Here is a 22,646-nt window from a genome sequence, read left to right as displayed (position 1 = left end):
CCGCCCCCGTCCCCGAGCCGGGGGCGGTCGTCATGCGCGGGGCGTCCCTGGCGCGGTCACCAGGCTCGCAGGTAGACGCGGGTGCGGTCGGCGTCCAGCTGCTGGAGGTAGACCTCGATCCACTGGATGTGCCTGCGCTGCTTGTCCTTGACACAGGGCGGGCAGACGCCGGCCCAGCGGACTCCCCGCAGGGTGTCCGGCTCCGCCAGCCCGAGGTGGGCGAAGGGCGTGCCGGGAGGGATCGGTGTGGCGAGGGGAGTCTTCACCTCCAGCGGCCCCTGGCCTTCGAACTGCTTCCCGATGGTCTCGGCCGCCCCGGGGCTCGTGGCGAAGGACAGCAGGTAGGAGTCGTCCTGGAAGTTCAGCTGACGGGCGCCCTTGACCTCGGTGGCGTCGGCGGGGACATCGACCCTCATGAACGCGGCAGCCTCGGGAGCCCCTGCCTTCTTGTCCCACTCTCGGGAGCGGCTCCCTCCGGAGCGGTCGTCCGGTGCCGTCGAGCAGGCTCCGAGCAGCCCGAGGAGGGTGATGGCGCACATGACCCGTCCCAGACGTGCCGCGATCATCGATTCTCCTCCCGGCCCCGTTCCGGGTCCTTGCGTGTGTGGTCCCGGCCCGGGTCGACCTCAGGTACCGCGCTCGGGCCGGGAACGTCCGTGAGGTCTTGGTGGCGTACCGAGCTGGAGCCTCGCATGTCGTACTCCTGGGCCAGCCCGGTGGTGTGGAGGCGCTGCATGTCGGTGTCGGGGATGTGGATGGGGCCGATGTTGACCGACTTGCCCTCGTCCCAGTTGTACCGGTCCCAGACGTTGACCTGGTAGTCGAGGGACACCTTGGGCTTGCCGTCCGCACCGGGCGCCACGGTGACCATGCCGGAGACGTTCTGCTGGTGTCCGTTCACGGCGTAGTACCAGTCGGACTCCCGCAGGAAGTCCTGGCCGACCGCCGCACTCTCCACCGGGATGGCCACCGGCCTGCCGCCGGACCTCTCGTAGGCGTCCAGGGCCTGTTGCCGCCAGGCCGCCTGCTCGGCACCGATGTGCCTTTGCTCGATGGAGGCCCTGAACTCCGGCTCGTCCTGGAGGAAGCGGTCCACGTCCAGCGTCAGTGGTTCTCCGGTCGCGCCGAGATAGTGGGCCATGTTGCGGCTCGCCATGCTCTGGCCGAAGGCGTCACCACCGCCCTGGACCATTTTCGCCTGGGAGAGGATCCAGTAGTCACGCGCCGTCGGTTCCTCCACCCCGAACGGTCCGGCGCCGACGTCCGGTTGTTCCCACCTGTAGGTGAAGGCGTCCAGGATCCCCGCCCTCTTCAGCTCCTCGCCCCGTTCCTCCAGCAGGATCCCCCGGGTCACGGGATCCAGCCTGCTCCACCATTCGGCGACCTTCGCCCGGTCCTTGGGCATGTTCTCCGCGGCCGCCGCCTCCCTGAGGGAGGCGTACGGGCGGCTGCCGTTGAAGCCACCGAACGTGCCGTCCTGGAAATCTCTGTCCGTCACGGCGTCGATCAGCGCGAGTTTCACCCCGGTGTCGGCCTCGTCGAACGCGTCCACGGCCTGCTGGATCCGCCGGGTCCATGAACGCTCCACCTCCGGGAGGTCAGGATCGTGGCGGACGGCACGGGCGTCCGGGGCGTCGACCTTGGAGAAGTCGAACGAGGCGACCCCTCCCTCGCTGACCTTCATCCCCGCCGCCACGGCTTCGTCGACCGCCGCCTTCACCTTTCCCTTCAGCTCGGTGAAGAGCGTGCTCGCCTCGCGCAGCAGCATGGCGACCGTCCGCGCCTGGACCTGTGCGCCGTTGTACTCGTTGCGCGTGACGGCGAGGTTGGGACCGGCCACCTGCTGGGCCCGGCCCAGCCAGTCACCGCTCGTCGTGGTGGACCGGACCTTCTTCTCGTACGTCGTCCCCAGCGTCTCGAACTTGTCCGCCATACCGTCCCAGGCCGTGGCGGCGGTCGCGAGCCTGCCGAAGTCGGTCGTCATGACCTCGTGGTAGGTGAGCACAGCCGTGCTACTCCTTCGGTCCGGGCGCCAGGGGCTGGAAACCATCCCGGGTTTTCAACTCCTGCACCTGGAAGGAGAGTCCGGCCCCACCGAGAGAGGCCTTCTCGCCGCCCAGCCGTCCGAGCAGCGTCTTGACCTGGCCGGTCCAGGTCTCCTCGACGGTCTTGAGCGCGGCGCCCGTCTGCCAGCCGGCGAACTCCGTCTTCGCGGCCGTGGTCGACGCGTCGGCGTGATCGCCCGCGGTCTTCGTATCCGGTTCCAGGATGTCCTGGATGACCCTGGCCGCGGCCTTCTTCTCGTCGGGCGCGGTCTTCAGGCCCGGCTGCGACGTTCCGCCACCACCTCCACCCCCGTCGAGCTGGTCGAGTCGCATCGTGGTCGTCTCGGTCCTGATCCGGGACCATTCGTCATCGAACGCCATGTCCACCCCCGTGTTCGGCGTCGTGCCGTACGACCCTATACGGCCGGTCCGACAGTCCGTTCGAGGAAATCGCCGATCAGCCCGGCGATCGCCGGGGCGTGGGTCTCCAGGGCGAAGTGGCCCGTGGGCAGCAGGTGGATCTCCGCGTCCGGGAGGTCCCGGCGGAAGGCCCGCGCGCCCGCCGGGACGAAGACCTCGTCCCCTTCGCCCCAGACCGCGAGCAGGGGCACCCGGCTCGTGCGGAAGTACTCCTGGAAGGCGGGGTACAGCGCGAAGTTGCTCCCGTAGTCGCCGATCAGGTCCAGCTGGATGTCGTCCTGGCCGTCCCGCGCCATCAGGGCCGCGTCGTGGTGCCAGGCGTCCGGGCTGAGGAGGTCGCGGTACTCGGCCGGGACGCCCGTCTCGTACTGCCACCGGATGCCGTCGAGCGAACGGATGCCGCGGACCGGCTCCTCGGTGGCGGGGGTGCGATCGGCGATCATCGCGAGGACCGGTGCCCAGGCGTCGGCACCGAGGCCCTCGTCGTACGCGTTGCCGTTCTGGCTGACGATGGCGGTGACGCGTTCGGGGTGGGCCAGCGCGAGGCGCAGCCCGATGGGGGAGCCGTAGTCCTGGATGTAGAGCGCGAACCTGCCGAGGCCGATGGTCTCGGTGAACTCCGCCGTGAGCGAAGCCAGTTCGGCGAAGGTGTAGTCGAACTCCTTCGCCGACGGGGCGGCGCTGCGGCCGAAGCCCAGATGGTCGGGCGCGATGAGGTGGTAGCGGTCGGCGAGCAGCGGGATCAGGTCGCGGAACATGTGCGAGCTGGTGGGGAAGCCGTGCAGCAGCAGGAGGGCCGGCGCGTCGGCCGGGCCCGCCTCGCGGTAGTGGATCTCGTGGCCGCGGACGATGGCGGTGCGGTGGTGGACCGGGAGCGTGATGGCCATCTCTAACCCCTCGAAGCGTGTTCACTGGTGACAAGAGGAGTCAAGCAGGCGCCTTTCTAACCTGTCAATGGATTTTAGAAGGTTAGAACTGAGAGGCGGGCAGACTGTGGGCATGACCGTGAGGACCGCACCCACCCACGCCGTCGGCGCCGAACGGCTGCGCGCCGTGCGGGAGATGCTCGACGACGCCTTCGACGGCGACTTCTCCGACGACGACTGGGACCACGCCCTGGGCGGCGTCCACGCCTGGATCGAGGACGGACGGGGCGTCGCCGCCCACGGCAGCGTCGTCATGCGCCGGATCCGGTACGACGGCCGCTCGTACCGCGTCGGATACGTCGAAGGTGTCGCCGTCCGCGCCGACCGGCGCCGGGAGGGCCTCGGCGGCGCCGTCATGGCCGAGCTGGAGCGGGTGATCGACGGGACCTACGCCTTCGGAGCGCTGTCCGCCTCCGACGAGGGCGCCGCGCTCTACCGGGCGCGCGGCTGGGAGGTGTGGAGCGGCCGGATCCAGGCCCTCGCGCCCGACGGCGTGATCGACCTCCCGGACGAGGAGGGCAGCACCTTCCTTCGCCCGGCCGCGGGCGGGGTGCTCCCGGCTCCCGCGGCTCCGCTCGTCTTCGACTGGCGCGACGGCGACGTGCTCTAGGGGGCGCCTTGTCGATCAGGCAGGGCTCTCGGTGGTCCGGCCCGATCGGCAGGGCGCCCCTGGCGCCGGCGGCGACCCGCCGTCGTCAGCGCCCGGCCGAGCCGCCACGGCGGGCGTATCCCGCCTCCGACTCCAGCTTCGCCGTGTACGTCGCCGAGATCGCCCAGCCCACACCGAACAGCGCGATGACGTATCCGGGCAGCCCCAGCCCGGACAGGGCCGCGCCGAGGAGCGCCAGGACGGCGACCCCCCAGATCACCAGCGCCACCTTGCCTCGACGGCTCAGGAACAGCCACTCCCGCGGGGTCGCTGGCGGTGCCGCCAGTTCGCCCGCCGGACCCGCGCTCGCCGCCTTCGGACGCTTGAAGTAGCCGTACACCAGCCACTCGCCGCACAACTCCCAGCCTTCGGGCTCCAGTTCGCCCAGGATCTTGTCCCGTCGCCGCCCACCGACCACCTCGCGCCGGTACTCCCAGCGCAGTGCCACCCCCGGCGCGCGGCGGCAGACGAACCGGCCGAGCGCGTCGAGCGACTCGACCTCCCAGCCCTGGTCCCCGTGGATCTCCAGCATCCGGCGGTCGTTGAAGAGGTCGGCGGTCCAGGTCCACCTCTCCGCCCGCTCGTCGGGCTCGCCGGGCGGCGGCGCCAGGCCCCCGAGCTGCGCCGCGAAGGCGGCGGCCGGACCGAACTCCGCCCGCGCGTCCGTCCCCGTCCGCGCGAGGTGCCCGCGCAGGTCCTCGACCGTCGCGGCGACCTGCGCCTCGGGCACGCCCGAGCCGCGCAGGGCCTGGGCGAGCTCTTCGAAGTAGGTGTCCGTCGTCATGGTGTCCGTCCCCCTGGTCGCAGCATGGTCTGTACGGAGCGGTGGAAGGCCAGCCAGGCCCCGCTCTCGGCCGCGAGGCTCGTACGGCCCCGCTCGGTGAGCCGGTAGTACCGGCGGCCCGGCCCGCGCTCGGCGGCCCGGAACTCGGCCTCCACCAGGCCCGCCTCCTCCAGCCGGTTCAGGACGGGGTACAGCGTCCCGCCCTTGATCTCGCCGAGCCCCGCCTCCGCGAGGGCCTTGGCGATCTCGTACCCGTAGCTCTCGCCGTCGGTCAGGCGGGAAAGCACGAGCAGGTCGAGGACTCCCTTGAGCCAGCTGGATCTACGGTCGGCGGCCATGGGCACATCCCACCACCAGCTAGGTAGGAACACAACCTAGATAGCGATGCCTGATCGGGAGGCCAGCGCCTTCCCGACGTTCTCGCCGCGCAGCAAGCCGAGGAACGCGTCCACGATGCGGTCGAAGCCCTGCGTCACCCGTCACGTCCAGCGGCCGTCGCCAGGCGTGCCGGCGGCTTCTCGGCCGCCGCCGCGGCTCTCGGCATGACGCAGTCCGCCGTCTCGCACCCGGTCCGTCGGCTACGTCACCACTCCTGAGCCGGCGAGATCCCTGGCGGTACGGGCGCTCATCCGGGAGCTCCGGGGCGGCGCGGGCTGATCGCCGTCTCAGATAGTAGGAAGTCCGAGTAATTGTGGAGACAGATGCGGGTGCCTGTCCTAGCTTTGTAGGAGCCGAACGTCTCGCTTCATCAGCGAATGGCGGTCGAGAGCGCGATGCCCCTGTGCAGGTAACCCCTGCGGCGGCGCTCCCCGCCCCCTCCGGCGCCTTCGATCACCACTGATCTCGGATCATCACTGATCTCAAGGAGTCGATCCCTCATGACCACTCAGACCGCCCGCCGTGTCCGCCACACCGCCACCCACCCCAGCGACGACGCCCGCAAGAACGCCGCGGCCGCCCTCCAGCGGGCCCTCGACCGCCGCGACAACGGTGGCGAGACGGGTCACTGACGAGACCGCTCGCCGACGTGACCGTCGCTCGCGGGACCGGCCGCCGGTAGGACCGTCCGGGCCGGTGCGCCGTACCGCCCCGGCCCCGACCTGATCGCCGGCCGGGCCCGCCCGGCCCCGCGACCGGTCCGCGCCGGACTCGGGTGCTCCTGCCCCGCGGTCCGGTTCCGACCGCCCCGGCGCGCCCCCGTGCGCGCTCCACGCCGTGGCGCGTCGACGCACCCGGCGCGACCATGCTCGACACGGCCCGGCCGGACGCCCCGGCCGGGGTCGTCGTGCTTCCGTTTCGCCGCGCCCCGAGCCGATCCGCCCCGATCCGGCGGCCGGCGGGGACCGCGTGAGCCCCCGGTGGCCGCCGTGCGCCCGCCCGGGTGCCGAGGGGTGCCGTCCTGCCCCGCCCGCCTTCCGCTCCGACGGCCACGCGCCCCGCGGGATCTGCTCGCGCACGACGCGAACGGTCCGCATCGTGGACAGAACGTGTCAGGCACTGGGACGAGGAGTAGGGTGCCGACATGTCTCACAGCATCGATCTCGCAGTCATTCCCGGCGACGGCATCGGCCAGGAGGTCGTGGCCCAGGGCCTCAAGGTCCTCGCCGCAGTCCTTCCGCAGGACGTGAAGCTGGAGACCAAGGAGTACGACTTCGGCGCCCGGCGCTACCACGCCACCGGTGAGACCCTCACCGACGCGGACGCCGAGGCCCTCAAGCAGCACGACGCCATCCTGCTCGGCGCGATCGGCGACCCGTCGGTCCCCTCCGGCGTCCTGGAGCGCGGCTTCCTGCTGAAGCTCCGCTTCCTCTTCGACCACCACGTCAACCTGCGTCCGTCGAAGCTGCTGCCCGGCGTCTCCACCCCGCTCAAGGGCGAGCCGGAGATCGACTTCATCGTGGTCCGCGAGGGCACCGAGGGCCCGTACACCGGCAACGGCGGTTCGATCCGCACCGGGACCCCGCACGAGGTCGCCACCGAGGTCTCCGTGAACACGGCCTTCGGTGTCGAGCGCGTGGTCCGGGACGCCTTCGCCCGCGCCCAGGCCCGTCCCCGCAAGAAGCTGACGCTGGTCCACAAGAACAACGTCATGTCCTTCGCGGGACACCTCTGGACCAACATCTTCAACAAGGTCGCCACGGAGTTCCCCGAGGTCACCACCGACTACCTGCACGTGGACGCGGCGACGATCTTCCTCGTCACCGACCCGGCCCGCTTCGACGTGATCGTCACCGACAACCTCTTCGGCGACATCATCACCGACCTCGCCGCGGCCGTCTCCGGCGGCATCGGCGTCGCCGCCTCGGGCAACATCAACCCGAGCCGCGAGTTCCCCTCGATGTTCGAGCCGGTCCACGGCTCCGCGCCGGACATCGCGGGCCAGGGCAAGGCCGACCCCACGGCCACCGTCCTCTCCGTCGCGCTCCTCCTGCGCCACCTCGGGCACGAGGCCGAGGCGGCCCGGGTCGAGGCCGCCGTGGCCGCCGACCTGACCGAGCGCGGGGACTCCGTCCGGACCACGGAAGAGATCGGCGACGCGCTCGCGGTACGCGTAGCGAGCTGACCCGCCGACTGCTCCATCACAGCCGCCGGGTCGCAACTGCACCCGGCGGCTGTACCTGTGTGGGCGTCGGGTGTCACCATCCCCTCATGGACCACGCACACACCGTTTCCGTGCACCGTCCCCCACGAGCGATAATCGGACGTGGGGCCGCGGCATGCGGGAAAGCTCGGACGTCCTAGCAGAGCACTGATAGCGGCGTGAGCGCGGTCCGTCACACACAACCGGTGAAGGACAAGCACTCATGACGACGCCCACCATCGAGCTCAAGCCCTCCTCCAGCCCGCTGTCCGACGCGGAGCGCGAGGCGATCCTGGCCAGCCCCGGATTCGGCCGCCATTTCACCGACCACATGGTGACGATCCGGTGGACCGAGGGGCGTGGCTGGCACGACGGTCAGCTCGTGCCGTACGGCCCGCTCTCCCTCGACCCGGCCACCAACGTCCTGCACTACGCCCAGGAGATCTTCGAGGGCCTGAAGGCGTACCGCAGGCCCGACGGCTCCGTCGCCACCTTCCGCCCCGACGCCAACGCGCGCCGGTTCCAGGCGTCCGCCCAGCGGCTGGCCATGCCGGAGCTGCCCGTCGAGACCTTCATCGAGGCCTGCGACGTGCTGGTCCAGCAGGACAAGGCGTGGGTTCCGGCGCACGGCGGCGAGGACTCCCTCTACCTGCGTCCCTTCATGATCGCGACCGAGGTCGGCCTGGGTGTCCGCCCGGCCAACGAGTACCTGTTCGTCGTCATCGCCTCGCCGGCGGGCCCGTACTTCCCCGGCGGCGTGAAGCCGGTCTCCATCTGGCTCTCCGAGGACCGCGTCCGCGCCGTCCCGGGCGGCATGGGCGACGCCAAGACCGGCGGCAACTACGCTGCCTCCCTCCTCGCCCAGGCCGAGGCCGCGGCGAAGGGCTGCGACCAGGTCGCGTACCTCGACGCCGTGGAGCACAAGTGGGTCGAGGAGCTCGGCGGCATGAACCTGTACTTCGTGTACGGGAACAAGATCGTCACCCCCACGCTGACCGGCTCGCTGCTGGCCGGCATCACCCGTGACTCGCTGCTCCGCCTGGCGCAGGACCTCGGGTTCGAGTCGGAGGAGACCCGTGTCTCCATCGACCAGTGGCAGGCCGACAGCGAGAACGGCACCCTGACCGAGGTCTTTGCCTGCGGCACGGCCGCGGTGATCACGCCGGTCGGCACGGTGAAGTCGGCGCGCGGCGAGTGGCAGCAGTCCGGCGGGCAGCCGGGCGAGGTCACGATGAAGCTGCGCGACGCGCTCCTCGCGATCCAGACGGGCAAGGCCGAGGACGTCCACGGCTGGACGCACGAGCTGGGCTAGACCCCGGGACCCCGGACGGCGGAAGCCCCCGGAGCGGCCATGGCGGCCGCCCCGGGGGCTTCCCGCGTTTCCGGTGCCCGCGCGCCCCGGGCGCCCCGTGGCTTCAGGAAGCGACGGGCTCCTCGTCACGTCCCCGGTCCCGTCCCTCGTCCCACCGCTGGTCCCGTCCCCGCTCGGCGGCCCGCGCCCGCTCGGCGGCCGTCCCCGGCGTCAGCGCCGCGTACAGCGCCCCGCCGACGAGTCCCGACAGCACGAAGCTGCAGTCGATCCCGCCGGTCAGGTCCAGCAGCGGACCCTCGTACAGCGGGGTCGAGACCCCGGCCAGGCCCACCGCCGCGCCGATCGCCCAGGACGCCGTGGCCCGCGGGTGCCAGCCCGCCCGGTACCAGTACGCGCCGCCCCGGGTCCCCCGGTTGTAGACCTGGAGCGCCTCCGGGTCGTACACCCCGCCGCACCGTGCGTGGCCGATCAGGGTGATCACCGCCCACGGCGTGCCGATCGCCGTCAGCAGCAGGACGAACGACGTCATCGCCGTCTGCGCGTCCGAGGCGAAGTGGCCCAGGAAGACGAAGGCGGTCGCCACCACGGCGACCACCAGCGTCGCCCGTGCGCGCGTCGCGCGGGGCAGGATCGCGTCGAGGTCGAGGCCCATCGAGTACAGCATCAGCCCCGCGTTGCCGACCGAGCCGGCGGTCGCCGCGAGCAGCAGCGGCACCAGGTACCAGACGGGCGAGGCCGCGACGAGCGGGCCCGCGTAGTCCAGGCCGCCGCGGGCCGCCAACGCCGTGTAGGTGCCGAACAGCTGAGGGACCAGCAGGCCGGCGAGCAGGCCCAGACAGGTGGTCCGCCAGACCGTCCGCGTGCTGTACCGCTCGGGGGAGACGTAGCGGGTGTAGTCGCCGAGCAGGGTGATGAAGGCGACCGGGCCGCTGAGTCCGGCCGCGACCGCGGACAGCACCCAGGTCGGCCAGAACGAACCGAGCAGGTACGGGGTGTCCGGAGGGGCGACCGTGGTGAAGTCCCCGGCGTAGGCGACGAGTCCGAGCGCGAGCAGCAGGGTCATCCCGACCGTGAGCGCCTTGCTGAGCCGCAGCAGGAGCCGGTAGCCGTGGACCGCGCCGACGGCCGTGCAGGCCGCGAGCACCGCGTACACCACGGTGTGCGCGACGCCGCCGGTCGGCAGTCCGGTCAGCCGGGCGAGCGTCCCCACCATCACGTCCCCGCCGATCCACAGGGTCAGCGCGGTGTAGCCGAGGGAGAGCAGCAGGCCGACCACCGAGCCGACGAGCCGGCCGCGGACGCCGAAGAAGGCGCCGCTGGAGGTCGAGAGGTTGGTCGCGGTCCGCAGCGAGACCAGCGCGAGCGGCGCCGTGACGGCCACCCCGACGAGCGTGCCGGCGACGACGGAGGTCACCGACGCCCACAGCCCGAGACCGAAGGAGACCGGAAGCCATCCGAAGACGATCACGCCCAGGCACAGGTTCGAGCCGAGCAGGATCGAGAGGAGGTCGCGGGGACCGCTGGTGCGTTCCGCCTCGGGGACGGTGTCGACTCCGCGCTGTTCTATCGGCATGCGGGACTCCCTGTGGTGTGCGCCGTTCGCCAGAATTTGAGTGCCGCTCAATGTGACCCACGCGAGGAGGTCGCGTCAATGCTTGGAAGACTGGACTTCAGCATTTAGAGTGACGTTCAAACAGGAGGTGCGCCAGGTGCGACTGACCCCCGCCGGACGTGACCGGCTCCTGCTCGTCGGCGCCTTCGTCGCCCGGGCCGCCGCCGAGTCCCTCTCCCTCGACCGCCCCTACTTCCTCTAGGACCCGAACCATGACTTTCCGTATGCCGCCCGAGTGGGCCCCGCACGAGCGCACGTGGATGGCCTGGCCGGGCCCCAACCCCACCTTCACCGACGAGGAGGAACTCGCCGAGGCCCGCGCCGCCTGGGCGTCGGTGGCCCGCGCCGTCCGCCGCTTCGAGCCGGTGACGATGGTGGTCGGGCGGGGCGGCGCCGAGTCCGCCCGCGCCCTGCTCGGGCCGGACGTCGAACTGGTGGAACGCGAGCTCGACGACGCCTGGATGCGGGACATCGGCCCCACCTTCGTCGTGGACGGCTCCGAGCTCGCCGCCGTGGACTGGGTGTTCAACGGCTGGGGCGCGCAGGACTGGGCCCGCTGGGAGCACGACTCCAAGATCGCCCGTCAGGTGGCGGACCTGGTGGGCGTGCCGGTGCTGAGCAGCCCCCTGGTGAACGAGGGCGGCGCGATCCACGTCGACGGAGAGGGCACGGTCCTGCTGACCGACACGGTCCAGCTCGGCGCCGGGCGCAACCCGGAGTGGACCCGCGAGCAGGTCGAGGCCGAGATCCACGCCAAGCTCGGGACCACGAAGGCCATCTGGCTCCCGCACGGCCTGGCCGGCGACTACGGCCTGTACGGCACGCAGGGACACGTCGACATCGTCGCCGCCTTCGCGGCGCCGGGCGTCGTGGTCGTCCACAGTCAGCAGGACCCGGCGCACCCCGACCACGAGCGCTCGCGGACGTACGTCGACATCCTCCGACGCCAGACGGACGCGAAGGGCCGCGCCCTGGAGGTCGTGGAGATCCCGGCCCCGACGGTCCTCAAGGACGAGGAGGGCGACTGGGTCGACTACTCGTACATCAACCACTACCTGTGCAACGGCGGCGTGGTGCTGTGCGGCTTCGACGACCCGAACGACGAGGTCGCCGCGGGCATCTTCCGCCGGCTCTTCCCCGAGCGGACCGTGACGCTGGTGGACGCGCGCGCCGTCTTCGCGGGCGGCGGCGGCATCCACTGCATCACCCAGCAGCAGCCGAAGGTCTGATCCCGGCTCCGTCCCCGGTCGCCGCCGAGCGGGCGGCGACCGGGGGCGGTCTTGCGCGCGCTCCGGGGCCGGGACAGGATCGGCCCCATGATCAAGGGCGTCATGTTCGACTTCTCCGGGACCCTCTTCCGCGTCGAGCCGACCGAGGAATGGCTGCGCGCCGTCGTGACCGACTCCGGGATCGACCTGCCGGAGACCGAACTCCTCGCCTGCGCAGGGCGGCTGGAGGAGGCCGGCGCCCTGCCGGGCGGGGCCTCGCCGCGCTCCCTGCCGGCCGCACTGGAGCCGCTGTGGCGTGCGCGCGACCTGACCGCGGGGCAGCACCGCGCCGCGTACACCGCCCTCGCCCGGGAGGCCGGCCTGCCCGCTCCGGGGCTCGCCGACGCGCTGTACGACCGGCACCTCGAACCGGCGGCCTGGCGGCCCTACCCGGACACCGTGGCCACTCTCGAAGGGCTGCGCCGGCGGGGCGTGCCCGTCGCCGTCGTCAGCAACATCGGCTGGGACCTGCGCCCGCTCTTCCGTGACCACGGAGTGGACCCGCTGATCGACGCGTACGTGCTGTCCTTCGAGCACGGGGTGCAGAAGCCCGATCCCGCGCTGTTCGCGACGGCCTGCGAGGCGCTCGGCCGGGCGCCCGCCGACGTCCTCATGGTGGGCGACGACCGCGTCGCGGACGGCGGCGCGGCGGCGCTGGGCTGCCCGGTCCACTTCGTCGACCACCTGCCCGCGGACCGCCGGCCGGATGCCCTCGGGGCCGTCCTGGACCTGCTGTGACGGAGCGGTGGGGCGGCGGCCCGCCCTCCGGGGCGGCCCTGATCACGCGACCGGACCCGGCCTGATCGACACGACACCCCCGAGCGCGCCCGCCCCCCCGGTGAGGCCTTCGGCCATGGGGCCGGACGGGGGATGAGGTAGAACGTACGAGTGACCCGCACCAGCCCGCCCGCCGGCTCCCGCCGCCGCAACCAGGCCGCCCCGCCTCGCGAGGACGTCCTCGCCGCCGCCATGGACACCATCGCCGCGCGCGGACTCGACGGGCTGACCATGGCCGGGCTCGGGCGCGACGTCGGCATGAGCAGCGGGCACCTCCTCTACTACTTCCGCACCAAGGACGAGCTGCTGCTGCAGACCCTGGAGTGGAGCGAGGGGCGCCTCGGCGCCGAACGCAGCGCGCTGCTGTCGCGGCCGGGTACCGCCCGCGAAAGGCTGGACGGGTACGTCGACGTGTACGTCCCCGACGGCCCGCGCGACCCGCACTGGACGCTCTGGCTGGAGGTCTGGAACCGGTACCAGGGAGCCGGCGACGACGCCCGCGCCCGGCAGGCCGCCATCGAGGGGGCCTGGCACCGCGACCTGGTGGCGCTCCTCGCCGAGGGCATCTCCCGCGGTGAGTTCCGGGCCGTGGACCCCGACCGCTTCGCCGCCCGGATGCGGGCCCTGCTCGACGGCTTCAGCGTCCACGTGGCGGTCGGCATCCCCGGCTTCGGTCGCGAGCAAGTCCTGCAACACGTACGGGAGTTCGTCGAACAGAGTCTGCTGGTGCGACCGTAAGGCACGTAAGTACTCCCGATCGTTGCGCGCTACACCCTTGTTGCGCGTCCGCGTCGTCCGGCACGGTTCCGGTCCATGGGACGAGAGCACTGGAAGAAGATCTGGGTCGGCTCGGCCGGCAACATGGTCGAGTGGTTCGACTGGTTCGTGTACGCGAGTTTCGCGACCTACTTCGCGGGGGCGTTCTTCCCCGAGGGCAACGACACCGCCAAACTCATGAACACGGCCGGCATCTTCGCCGTCGGATTCTTCATGCGGCCCGTCGGCGGCTGGCTGCTCGGCCGGGTCGGTGACCGCAAGGGCCGCAAGGCGGCGCTCACCCTCACCGTGACGCTGATGTCCGCGTCGGCCGTACTGATCGCCGTCGCCCCCACCTACTCGGTCGCCGGCTACGGCGGCGCGGCCGTCCTCCTCGTGGCCCGGCTCCTCCAGGGCCTGTCCGTCGGCGGCGAGTACGCCGCCAGCGCCACGTACCTCACCGAGGCGTCCGCCCCGGAGCACCGCGGCTTCGCCTCCAGCTTCCAGTACGTGTCGATGACCGCGGGGCAGGTCGTCGGTCTCGGCCTGCAGATCGTGCTGCAGCGCACGATGTCCGCCGAGGCCCTGCACAGCTGGGGCTGGCGCATCCCCTTCGTCGTCGGGGCGCTCGGCGCGGCCGTCGTCTTCTACCTGCGGCGCAACATGCTGGAGACCGACGTCTACGAGGAGTCCGCCGACGAAGGCGTCTCCGGCGGCGAGAAGGGCACGCTCAAGGCGCTCTGGGCGCACCGGCGCGAGGCGTTCCTCGTCGTCGCCCTGACCATGGGCGGCACCGTGGCGTACTACACGTACACCACCTACCTGACGAAGTACCTCTCCAACTCCGCCGGGCTGCCCAAGCAGACCGCGACCCTGGTCTCGTTCTGCGCGCTGATCGTCTTCGCCTGCCTCCAGCCGCTCGCGGGACGGCTGTCCGACCGGATCGGCCGCCGCCCGCTGCTGATCACCTTCGCGGTCGGCTCCACGCTGCTCACCGTGCCGATCATGACGATGCTCCGGCACGCCGGCTCGTTCTGGCCCGCGCTCGGTCTCTCGCTCCTCGCGCTGGTGGTCGTCACCGGCTACACCTCGATCAACGCGTGCGTGAAGGCGGAGCTCTTCCCGACCGGCATCCGCGCCCTGGGCGTGGCGCTGCCGTACGCCGTCGCCAACGCGCTCTTCGGCGGCACGGCGGAGTACGTGGCGCTGTGGTTCAAGGACGCGGGGATCGAGTCCGGCTACTCCTGGTACGTGGCGGGCTGCGCGGCCGTCTCGCTGATCGTCTACCTGACGATGCGCGAGACACGCGACATCGACCTGGGCCGGGTCGGCCGTACCGACGCGCCGGTTCCCCCGCGCGACCGGGCGGAGACCCCGGCCGCCACGCGCTGAGGCGCCGCCGGCACGCGGTCTCCCGGGGGACCGGGGGACCGCACCGGCGCGGCCCCGCGCCTCCTCGCGCGGGGCCGGTCCGCCCGGCCGTCCGGCGACCTGACCGCATCGTGAGATCCGTGTCCACGGGACGGGGTCGGTGTGGGAGACTGCGGGCGTGCTCGCTCCCACCATGATTATCGGCAGCAGCGCGCCGGTCCGCAGTGACCGCTGACCCGTGGCTCGATCCCCGCGGCAGTGGACACCGTGCCCCAGACCCGCGCGCAGACCTCTCGCACCCGCGAGGGGTTTTTTCGTTTTCCGGCCCCACCGTCGCCGGAGACGGACGGCGCGTGAAAAATGGGGGCAAGTGGATCCATACCTTCCGGAGCCACATCCGACAGGAGCCATCACAGTCATGACCACGGAGACCGACGCGAGCCCGCGTCCCGACGACAGCTTCCATGTCTTCGACACCACGCTGCGCGACGGGGCGCAGCGCGAGGGCATCAACCTCACCGTCGCGGACAAGCTGACCATCGCGCGGCACCTCGACGAGTTCGGCGTGGGCTTCATCGAGGGAGGCTGGCCCGGCGCCAACCCGCGTGACACGGAGTTCTTCGCGCGTGCCCGCCAGGAGATCGACTTCCGGCACGCACAGCTCGTCGCCTTCGGCGCGACCCGCCGGGCCGGAGGCAGCGCCGCCGACGACCCGCAGGTCAAGGCCCTCCTCGACTCCGGCGCCCCGGTGATCACGCTCGTCGCCAAGTCCCACGACCGGCACGTCGAACTCGCCCTGCGGACCACCCTGGACGAGAACCTGGAGATGGTCCGCGACACCGTCGCGCATCTGCGCTCCCAGGGTCGCCGGGTCTTCGTCGACTGCGAGCACTTCTTCGACGGCTACAAGGCCAACCCGCAGTACGCGAAGGCCGTCGTCCGCGCGGCCCACGAGTCCGGCGCCGACGTCGTCATCCTCTGCGACACCAACGGCGGCATGCTCCCGGCCCAGATCCAGGCCGTCGTGGCCACCGTCCTCGCCGACACCGGCGCCCGCCTCGGCATCCACGCCCAGGACGACACCGGCTGCGCCGTCGCCAACACCCTGGCCGCCGTCGACGCCGGCGCCACGCACGTCCAGTGCACCGCCAACGGCTACGGCGAGCGGGTCGGCAACGCCAACCTCTTCCCGGTCGTCGCGGCCCTGGAACTCAAGTACGGCAAGACGGTCCTGCCCCCGGGCGCGCTCGCCGAGATGACCCGGATCTCCCACGCCATCGCCGAGGTCGTCAACCTGACGCCCTCCACCCACCAGCCCTACGTGGGCGTCTCCGCCTTCGCCCACAAGGCCGGACTGCACGCCTCCGCCATCAAGGTCGACCCCGACCTGTACCAGCACATCGACCCCGAGCAGGTCGGCAACACCATGCGGATGCTCGTCTCCGACATGGCCGGACGCGCCTCCATCGAGCTCAAGGGCAAGGAGCTGGGCGTCGACCTCGGCGGCGACCGCGAGCTCGTCGGCCGGGTGGTCGAGCGGGTCAAGGAGCGCGAACTCCGGGGCTACACCTACGAGGCCGCGGACGCCTCCTTCGAACTGCTGCTCCGCGAGGAGGCGGAGGGCCGGGCCCGCCGCTACTTCCGCACGGAGTCCTGGCGCGCGATCGTCGAGGACCGGCCCGACGGCACCCACGCCAACGAGGCCACCGTGAAGCTCTGGGCCAAGGGCGAGCGGATCGTCGCCACCGCCGAGGGCAACGGCCCCGTCAACGCCCTCGACCGGGCGATGCGGGTCGGCCTGGAGCGGATCTACCCGCAGCTCGCCAAGTTCGAGCTGGTGGACTACAAGGTCCGCATCCTGGAGGGGCGCCACGGCACCGAGTCCACGACCCGGGTCCTGGTCACCACCAGCGACGGCAACGGCGAGTGGTCGACCGTCGGCGTCGGCGAGAACGTGATCGCCGCGTCCTGGCAGGCCCTGGAGGACGCCTTCACCTACGGACTGCTGCGGGTGGGCATCGACCCGGCCGAGTAGCCGCGCGTCGTACCGGTTCTCCGGGCCCGGTACACCCCAGCATGTCCAGTATGACTGGTCATACCTTCCGTGCGGCGCGGACGGGCGCGGCGGCGGCCGTCGCGGCCGGCGCCGTGCTCACCGGATGCCTCACCGCGACAGCGACAGCCGCCGGGCCCGCGACCGCACGGTCCCCGGGCCCGGTACGCGTCACCGCCTCCCCGGTCACCACGGTGGCCGAGGGGGGCACGGCCCGCGTCCGCCTCACCGTCGACTCGGCCCGCCCCCTGGAGCACCCGGTGACGGTCCGGTGGACGACCTCCGCACCCGTGCGCGCCACCGGCCCCGGCCCCGCGGCGCGCGGCGGGGCGGCGGGTGCGCCCGGCGCCGTCACCCGTCCGGGAACCGCACGGCCCGGACGGGACTACCGGGTGGCCTCCGGCACGGTCACCTTCCCCGTCGGCAGCCGGCCCGGAGCCGTACGGACCGTCGAGGTCGCCACCGTCCGCGACCGTGCCCCCGAGGTCGCCGAGACCGTCCCGGTCACCCTCGACGTGACCGGGGCCGCGGGTCCCGAACGCGACCCGCTGGTCGTCGTCGACGCGCACGGGCTGCCGTACCTCGACCCGGGACTCCCCGTCCGGGAGCGGGTCGCCGACCTCCTCGGGCGGATGACGCTCGCCGAGAAGGCGGGCCAGATGACCCAGGCCGGCCGCAACACCCTCGCCGCCCACGAGGACATCACCTCCTACGCCCTGGGCTCGGTGATCTACGAGGCGGAGGCGGCGGGCTCGCCGGCGCAGCCGCCGGCGGCATGGCGGAAGGTCACCGACACCTACCAGTGGTACGCGCGCGCCACCCGGCTGCAGATCCCGCTGCTCCTGGCCACCGACGCCGTGCACGGACACTCCTTCGTGCAGGGCGCCACGGTCATGCCGCACAACATCGGGCTCGGCGCCGCCCGGGACCCCGCGCTCGTCGAGCGACTCGCCGCGATCACCGCCGAGGAGGTGCGGGCCACCGGGATCGCCTGGAACTTCGCGCCCTGCGTGTGCGTCGTGCGCGACGTGCGCTGGGGCCGCACCTACGAGTCCTTCGGGGAGGACCCGGAGCTCGTCGCCTCGATGGCGGTCGCCGTCCGGGGGCTCCAGGGCGCCGCCGACGGCCGGGACCTCGCCCGCAACGACAAGGTCCTCGCCACCGCCAAGCACTTCGTCGGCGACGGCGGCACCGCCTACGGCTCCGGCCGGCCGCCGTACCTCATCGACCAGGGCGTCACCCGGATCGACCGGGGTGAGCTGGAGGCCGTGCACGTCGCCCCCTTCCGGCGGGCGATCGGTCTCGGCGCGGGCTCGGTCATGCCCTCCTTCTCCTCGCTCGAACTGACCGGGGCGCGCGGCGGACCGGTGAAGATGCACTCGCACGGCGAGATGATCAGCGGCGTGCTGAAGAGCGAGCTCGGGTTCCGGGGCATCGTCGTCAGCGACTGGGAGGCCGTCGACCAGATGCCGGGGGACGCCGTCAGCGACGTACGGGACGCGGTCAACGCCGGCATCGACATGAACATGGCCCCGCTCACGTACAAGGAGTTCGGCCGGATCGTCGCCGACGAGGTCGCCGCCGGCCGGATCCCGACCGCCCGGATCGACGACGCCGTCAGCCGGGTACTGGAGCAGAAGTTCCGGCTCGGGCTCTTCGAGAAGCCGTACGCGGACACCACGCACCTGGCCGGGATCGGCTCCGCCGAGCACCGGGCCGCGGCCCGGGAGGCCGTCGCCCGCTCGCAGGTCCTCCTGAAGAACGGCGGGAGCCTGCTGCCGCTGCGGACCGGGCAGCGGGTGTACGTCGCCGGCTCCAACGCCGACGACCTCGCCCACCAGGCGGGCGGGTGGACCGTCGGCTGGCAGGGCGCCGGTGGCCGCGCGATCCGGGGCACCACCATCCTGGACGGCATCCGCAGGGCGGATCCACGGGCGCGGGTCACCTACTCCGAGGACGCCTCGGCGCCGACCGCCGGGCACGACGTGGGGGTGGTCGTCGTCGGCGAGACGCCGTACGCGGAGGGGGTCGGCGACGTCGGCGTCAACGGCCACGACCTGGAGCTGTCCGAGGACGACGGGAAGGCCGTCGACCGGGTCTGCGCGGCGATGCGGTGCGCGGTGCTGGTCGTCTCAGGACGTCCGCAGCTCCTCGGCGACCGGCTCGGGAAGATCGACGCGCTGGTCGCCTCCTGGCTGCCGGGCAGCGAGGGCGACGGCGTCGCCGACGTGCTCTACGGCCGACGGGCCTTCTCCGGGCGCCTGCCGCTGACCTGGCCGCGCTCCGCCGGGCAGCTGCCCCTGAACGCCGGCGACCGCGGCTACGACCCGCAGTTCCCGTACGGATGGGGTCTCACCACCAGGGCCGTCGCGCGCTGACCGCACAGCTGTCCGATCAGTAGGTCTGAATATGCCTCTTTACGGGTAATCGAGGTGATATGAGGACGAGGATTCCCATGCTGTCGGCCGTCGGCGGGCTTCTCATGCTGCTGCTCCTGGTCCTGGCCCCTACCGCGGGGGCCAGGGCCACGGGGATTCCCGACGCCGCCGACGCGCTGAAGCAGGGCCCGGTCTACGTCGACCCCGGCGCGGCGGACCAGATGTCCGCGGCGCAGGCGGACGCCCTCGCCCGGAAGATCAAGGACGCGGACAAGGCGCTGTTCGTGGCGGTCCTTCCCGCGAACAACCAGTTCCCCGCCGACAACCTGCTGCGGAACCTGCGCACCGAGACCGGCGTCACCGGCCTCTACGCGGTCCGCCTCGGCGACGGCTTCGACGCCGGCGCCGACCGCGCGGTCATGTCCCGCGCCGCCGTCGACAACCTCGTCACCTCGGTGCGCCAGCCCGGCGTGGACGCCGTCACCGAGCTGAACAACTTCGTCGACCAGGCCCTGCCGACCATGCGCGGCTCCGCCCCGGCCTCCTGGAGCGGCGTCGGCGGCACGAGTGACGGCGTTCCGGTCGGCGGGCTGATCACCCTCGGCGCGGTCGTCGTCGCGGGCGGCGCCGGCGCCTACGCGATCACCCGGCGCAACCGCCTCCGCAAGGAGGCCGAGGAGCGCGCGGCCCTCGACAAGCTCCGGGTCGTCGTCGACGAGGACATCACCGCCTTCGGCGAGGAGCTGGAGCACCTGGACTTCCACCCGGCCGAGCCCGGCGCGGACGACGCCATGCGCGGCGACTACGAACACGCCCTCGACGCCTACGACAAGGCCAAGTCCCTGATGGGCTCCGCCACCCGCCCGCACGACGTCCGGCCGGTGACCGAGCAGCTGGAGGACGGCCGGTTCTCGCTCGCCGTCCTGGCCGCGCGGCGGGAGGCCCGCCCCCTGCCCGAACGCCGGTCCCCGTGCTTCTTCGACCCGCGCCACGGTCCCTCGACCGAGGACCGCGTCTGGACCCCGGCCGGCGGCGCCACCCGCGAGGTCCCGGTCTGCGCCGCCGACGCCGCCCGCCTGGACGACGGCCGGGACCCGATGACCCGCACCGTCGACGCCGACGGCGTCCGCCGCCCGTACTGGGAGGCGGGCCCGGCCTACGGCCCCTGGGCGGGCGGCTACTTCGGCGGCATGCTCCCCGGCCTCCTCGTCGGCACGATGCTCGGCTCGATGCTCGCCACCCCGGCCTACGCCTCCGAGTACGGCGGCGGAGACTTCCAGGGCGGTGACTTCTCGGGCGGTGACTTCAGCTCCGGCGACTTCGGTTCGGGTGGCTTCGGCGGCGGAGGCGACTTCGGCGGTGGCGGCGGCTTCGACGGCGGCGGCGGGTTCTGACGCCGGCGCCGGGCCCGCGGCCGGGGATCGTCCCGGCCGCGGCCCGTGCCGGTCAGACCAGTGGCGCCCGGACCGACATCAGCAGGTGCCGGTGGGTGGTGCCCGACGCGTCGGTGAGCAGGGCGCGCTGCCCCGGGCCGAGGAGCCGGAAGCGGACGGAGTCCGAGGCGAAGGAGTACAGCGCGTCCAGCAGGTACCCGGGGTTGAAGGCGACCGTCAGGGACTCCGCGCCCTCCAGGACGGCCGGCAGGCGCTGGGAGGCCACGTCGTCCTCGTACCCCGCCCGGAGGTGGACGGCGTCCTCGGTGAAGCGGAGCTGGACCGGGCTGTCGCCCTCGGCGACCACCGCGACCCGGCCCACCGCCTCCGTCAGCGGCGCCAGCGCCGTCTCGGCGACCGCGTGCTCCCCGAGCGCGAAGAGCTTGTCGTGGCGGGGGAGGCGCCCGTCGAGCAGGCGGGTGGTGGTGCGGGTGCGCGCGCTCTCGAAACCGATCGAGCCGGCGTCCAGGGCCAGTCGTACCGGACCCGCCGTGGTCAGGGAACGGGCGATCTCGGTCAGCCGGCGGGCCGGCACCACCACGTCGATCCCCTCGGCCGCCGCGCCGTCCGTGCCCGCCTCGTGCCCGGGGGGCTCCGGCTTCCACTCCAGCGCCCGCACCGCGTAGCGGTACCGGTCGGTCGCGGCCAGCGTCATGGTCGTGCCGTCCAGGGCGAGCCGGATGCCCGTCAGGACCGGCAGCGAGTCGTCCCGGCCCGCCGCCACCGCGACCTGGGCGACCGCCTCGGCGAACGCCCCGGCCTCCACCGTGCCCCGGAACACGGGCAGCGCCGGCTGCGCGGGATAGTCGTCCAGGGGCAGCAGGGAGAGCCCGAACCGGGCGCCGCCGCCGGTCACCGACAGCCGCGCCCCCTCGATCGCGCACTCGACCGTGCCCCGGGGGAGCACCTTGCAGATGTCGAGCAGCCGGCGTCCCAGCACGAGGGCCCGGCCGTCCCGTTCGGTGTCCGCCGCCAGCTCGATGCGGGCCGAGGCCTCGTAGTCCCGGCCGGAGATCCTCAGCCCGCCGTCCGCAGCCTCCAGAAGCAGCCCGCCCAGCACGGGTACGGACGAACGGGCGGGCAGGACGCGGGACGCCCAGGCCACGGCTTCGGTCAACGCACTGCTGTCGATGCGGAATTCCATGGCGCGGACGCTAAGGGCTGTCCCGCAATCCCCGGCGGGCGCACGACGCCGGCTACGGCCCCTCGCCGCGTTGTCGGATCGCCCGAATACGCCCAGTATGAGGACGACCCTCCGCCTTGCGATGTACCGCATCCGACGCCGTGCGCCAACCCACCGCGGATTGCGGGACAGCCCTTAGCCAACGCCACTGACAACGCCCCGGCCCGCGCGGCGGGGGAGCCCCGCCCTGCCCGGATGGGTCCGGTGCCGGGACGGACCGGCCGGCGGAACGCCGAGCGCCCGCCCTTCCGCTGCTGCGGAGGGCGGGCGCGCTCGGGGTGCTCGGCCCCCTCGCGGGGGCGCGGGGCTCAGGCGGCGTTCTTGATCGCGGAGATGTCGAAGTTCAGCTTGACCTTGTCGCTGACCATCACACCGCCGGTCTCCAGGGCCGCGTTCCAGGTCAGGCCCCAGTCGGAGCGCAGGATCTCGGCCGAGCCCTCGAAGCCGACGCGCTCGTTGCCGTAGACGTCCGTGGCCGTGCCGTTGAACTCCAGGTCGATCGAGAGCGGGCGGGTGACGTCCTTGATGGTCAGGTCGCCGGTGACGCGGTACTTGTCGCCGCCCAGCTGCGCCGCCTCGGTGGAACGGAAGCTCATCAGCGGGAACTGCTCGGCGTCGAAGAAGTCGCCGCTCTTCAGGTGGCCGTCGCGGTCGGCGATGCCCGTGTCGATGGAGGCGATCGTGACGTCGATCGAGGCGGCCGAGGCGCCCGGGTTCGAGCCGTCGAGCGACAGCGTGCCCTCGTGCTCGCCGAAGGAGCCGCGCACGTTGGTGACCATCGCGTGGCGGACCGTGAAGCCGATGCTGCTGTGGGCCGGGTCGATGGTGTAGTCGCCGGTCAGCGCGGCCAGGGCCGGGTCGACGGGGAGGGTGGCGACGGCGGTGGCGGCGGTGTCGTTCTTGCGGTTGAAGATGCCCATGACGTGCTCCTTGGGGACGGTGCGCGGGGGAGGCGGCACTTGTGTTCGGTTCGGTTGAACCTTCAACGAGATTGACTGTAGACCCATTCCGTTCAAAGTTCAACATCTTCTGGATTCCTTTCCGCTTCCGCGTCCCGGGCCGCCCGTCCCGCCCACGTCCGGGACCGCGGAACCACCG

General features: G+C 72.4%; 21 protein-coding genes and 2 pseudogenes. 14 read left to right on the top strand and 9 right to left on the bottom strand.

Features of this window, described 5'->3' with window-relative positions:
- Nucleotides 1-56: 56 nt before the first annotated feature.
- The 4 genes from ACGFZF_RS20345 to ACGFZF_RS20330 are packed head-to-tail and all read right to left on the bottom strand — an operon-like array spanning nt 57 to nt 3,352.
- Nucleotides 57-566, bottom strand: coding sequence for a hypothetical protein (locus tag ACGFZF_RS20345; RefSeq protein WP_393555932.1), 510 nt, complete (start codon nt 564-566; stop codon nt 57-59).
- Nucleotides 563-2,005: a hypothetical protein gene (locus ACGFZF_RS20340; protein WP_393555930.1), complete on the bottom strand. Its 1,443-nt coding sequence runs from the start codon at nt 2,003-2,005 to the stop codon at nt 563-565. The genes ACGFZF_RS20345 and ACGFZF_RS20340 overlap by 4 nt, the downstream gene beginning before the upstream one ends.
- Nucleotides 2,006-2,012: 7 nt before the next feature.
- Nucleotides 2,013-2,426 carry a hypothetical protein gene (locus tag ACGFZF_RS20335; RefSeq protein ID WP_393555928.1) on the bottom strand — a complete coding sequence of 138 codons (414 nt, stop codon included), beginning with the start codon at nt 2,424-2,426 and terminating at the stop codon, nt 2,013-2,015.
- A gap of 35 nt (nt 2,427-2,461) precedes the next feature.
- Nucleotides 2,462-3,352: an alpha/beta fold hydrolase gene (locus ACGFZF_RS20330; protein WP_393555926.1), complete on the bottom strand. Its 891-nt coding sequence runs from the start codon at nt 3,350-3,352 to the stop codon at nt 2,462-2,464.
- Between the two features lie 112 nt (nt 3,353-3,464).
- On the opposite strand from ACGFZF_RS20330, the gene ACGFZF_RS20325 reads away from it, so the two are divergent.
- The gene (locus ACGFZF_RS20325) at nt 3,465-4,001 is read left to right on the top strand and encodes a GNAT family N-acetyltransferase (protein WP_393555924.1); all 537 of its coding nucleotides are present in this window, start codon (nt 3,465-3,467) and stop codon (nt 3,999-4,001) included.
- Nucleotides 4,002-4,086: 85 nt separating this feature from the next.
- Here ACGFZF_RS20325 and ACGFZF_RS20320 read toward each other — a convergent pair whose 3' ends face one another.
- A complete protein-coding gene (locus ACGFZF_RS20320; RefSeq protein WP_393555922.1) occupies nt 4,087-4,824 on the bottom strand; it encodes a hypothetical protein in 738 nt (245 codons plus the stop codon).
- A complete protein-coding gene (locus ACGFZF_RS20315) occupies nt 4,821-5,162 on the bottom strand; it encodes a helix-turn-helix transcriptional regulator (protein ID WP_356608102.1) in 342 nt (113 codons plus the stop codon). The genes ACGFZF_RS20320 and ACGFZF_RS20315 overlap by 4 nt, the downstream gene beginning before the upstream one ends.
- 129 nt (nt 5,163-5,291) lie before the next feature.
- On the opposite strand from ACGFZF_RS20315, the gene ACGFZF_RS20310 reads away from it, so the two are divergent.
- The 5 genes and pseudogenes from ACGFZF_RS20310 (at nt 5,292) to ACGFZF_RS20290 (ending at nt 8,717) form a co-directional block, all read left to right on the top strand.
- A complete protein-coding gene (locus tag ACGFZF_RS20310) occupies nt 5,292-5,420 on the top strand; it encodes a LysR family transcriptional regulator (protein WP_393556206.1) in 129 nt (42 codons plus the stop codon).
- A pseudogene (locus ACGFZF_RS20305) lies at nt 5,377-5,481 on the top strand (LysR family transcriptional regulator); the annotation flags it as partial. The gene ACGFZF_RS20310 and the pseudogene ACGFZF_RS20305, both read left to right, overlap by 44 nt.
- Nucleotides 5,482-5,702: 221 nt before the next feature.
- Nucleotides 5,703-5,834, top strand: coding sequence for a hypothetical protein (locus ACGFZF_RS20300; protein WP_393555920.1), 132 nt, complete (start codon nt 5,703-5,705; stop codon nt 5,832-5,834).
- Between the two features lie 512 nt (nt 5,835-6,346).
- The gene (locus ACGFZF_RS20295; protein WP_393555918.1) at nt 6,347-7,387 is read left to right on the top strand and encodes a 3-isopropylmalate dehydrogenase; all 1,041 of its coding nucleotides are present in this window, start codon (nt 6,347-6,349) and stop codon (nt 7,385-7,387) included.
- A 241-nt stretch (nt 7,388-7,628) separates the two neighbouring features.
- Nucleotides 7,629-8,717 carry a branched-chain amino acid aminotransferase gene (locus tag ACGFZF_RS20290; RefSeq protein ID WP_356608095.1) on the top strand — a complete coding sequence of 363 codons (1,089 nt, stop codon included), beginning with the start codon at nt 7,629-7,631 and terminating at the stop codon, nt 8,715-8,717.
- Nucleotides 8,718-8,820: 103 nt separating this feature from the next.
- On the opposite strand, the gene ACGFZF_RS20285 is transcribed toward ACGFZF_RS20290, so the two are convergent.
- Nucleotides 8,821-10,290, bottom strand: coding sequence for a cytosine permease (locus tag ACGFZF_RS20285; protein ID WP_393555915.1), 1,470 nt, complete (start codon nt 10,288-10,290; stop codon nt 8,821-8,823).
- Between the two features lie 109 nt (nt 10,291-10,399).
- Between ACGFZF_RS20285 and ACGFZF_RS20280 the strand changes: the two genes are divergently transcribed.
- From ACGFZF_RS20280 to ACGFZF_RS20245, 8 genes and pseudogenes are all read left to right on the top strand, one after another.
- Nucleotides 10,400-10,531 (top strand): hypothetical protein, encoded by a 132-nt coding sequence (locus ACGFZF_RS20280; RefSeq protein WP_393555913.1) that lies wholly within the window; start codon nt 10,400-10,402, stop codon nt 10,529-10,531.
- Nucleotides 10,532-10,541: 10 nt separating this feature from the next.
- Complete coding sequence (locus ACGFZF_RS20275) at nt 10,542-11,558, top strand: agmatine/peptidylarginine deiminase (RefSeq protein WP_393555911.1); 1,017 nt, start codon at nt 10,542-10,544, stop codon at nt 11,556-11,558.
- 87 nt (nt 11,559-11,645) lie between these two features.
- Nucleotides 11,646-12,335 carry an HAD family hydrolase gene (locus tag ACGFZF_RS20270; protein WP_393555909.1) on the top strand — a complete coding sequence of 230 codons (690 nt, stop codon included), beginning with the start codon at nt 11,646-11,648 and terminating at the stop codon, nt 12,333-12,335.
- Between the two features lie 231 nt (nt 12,336-12,566).
- Entirely contained in the window at nt 12,567-13,112 is a 546-nt protein-coding gene (locus tag ACGFZF_RS20265) for a TetR/AcrR family transcriptional regulator (protein WP_393556204.1), read from the top strand.
- A gap of 75 nt (nt 13,113-13,187) precedes the next feature.
- Entirely contained in the window at nt 13,188-14,522 is a 1,335-nt protein-coding gene (locus ACGFZF_RS20260; RefSeq protein ID WP_393555907.1) for an MFS transporter, read from the top strand.
- 397 nt (nt 14,523-14,919) lie between these two features.
- Nucleotides 14,920-16,536 (top strand): citramalate synthase, encoded by a 1,617-nt coding sequence (gene cimA / locus ACGFZF_RS20255; RefSeq protein ID WP_393555905.1) that lies wholly within the window; start codon nt 14,920-14,922, stop codon nt 16,534-16,536.
- A 41-nt stretch (nt 16,537-16,577) separates the two neighbouring features.
- A pseudogene (locus ACGFZF_RS20250) lies at nt 16,578-18,914 on the top strand (glycoside hydrolase family 3 protein); the annotation flags it as partial.
- Nucleotides 18,915-18,991: 77 nt separating this feature from the next.
- Complete coding sequence (locus ACGFZF_RS20245; protein ID WP_393555903.1) at nt 18,992-20,326, top strand: hypothetical protein; 1,335 nt, start codon at nt 18,992-18,994, stop codon at nt 20,324-20,326.
- A 52-nt stretch (nt 20,327-20,378) separates the two neighbouring features.
- Here the strand turns inward: ACGFZF_RS20245 and dnaN are convergent, their stop codons facing one another.
- Both dnaN and ACGFZF_RS20235 read right to left on the bottom strand, forming a co-directional pair.
- Entirely contained in the window at nt 20,379-21,509 is a 1,131-nt protein-coding gene (gene dnaN, locus ACGFZF_RS20240) for a DNA polymerase III subunit beta (protein WP_393555901.1), read from the bottom strand.
- Between the two features lie 347 nt (nt 21,510-21,856).
- Complete coding sequence (locus ACGFZF_RS20235; protein WP_393555898.1) at nt 21,857-22,468, bottom strand: YceI family protein; 612 nt, start codon at nt 22,466-22,468, stop codon at nt 21,857-21,859.
- Nucleotides 22,469-22,646 lie beyond the last annotated feature (178 nt).

The organism is Streptomyces sp. NPDC048338 (assembly GCF_043201055.1).
Lineage (GTDB): Bacteria > Actinomycetota > Actinomycetes > Streptomycetales > Streptomycetaceae > Streptomyces.
Note: the sequence above shows the minus strand (reverse complement) of the source record. Positions and strands in the feature narration are given on the sequence as shown.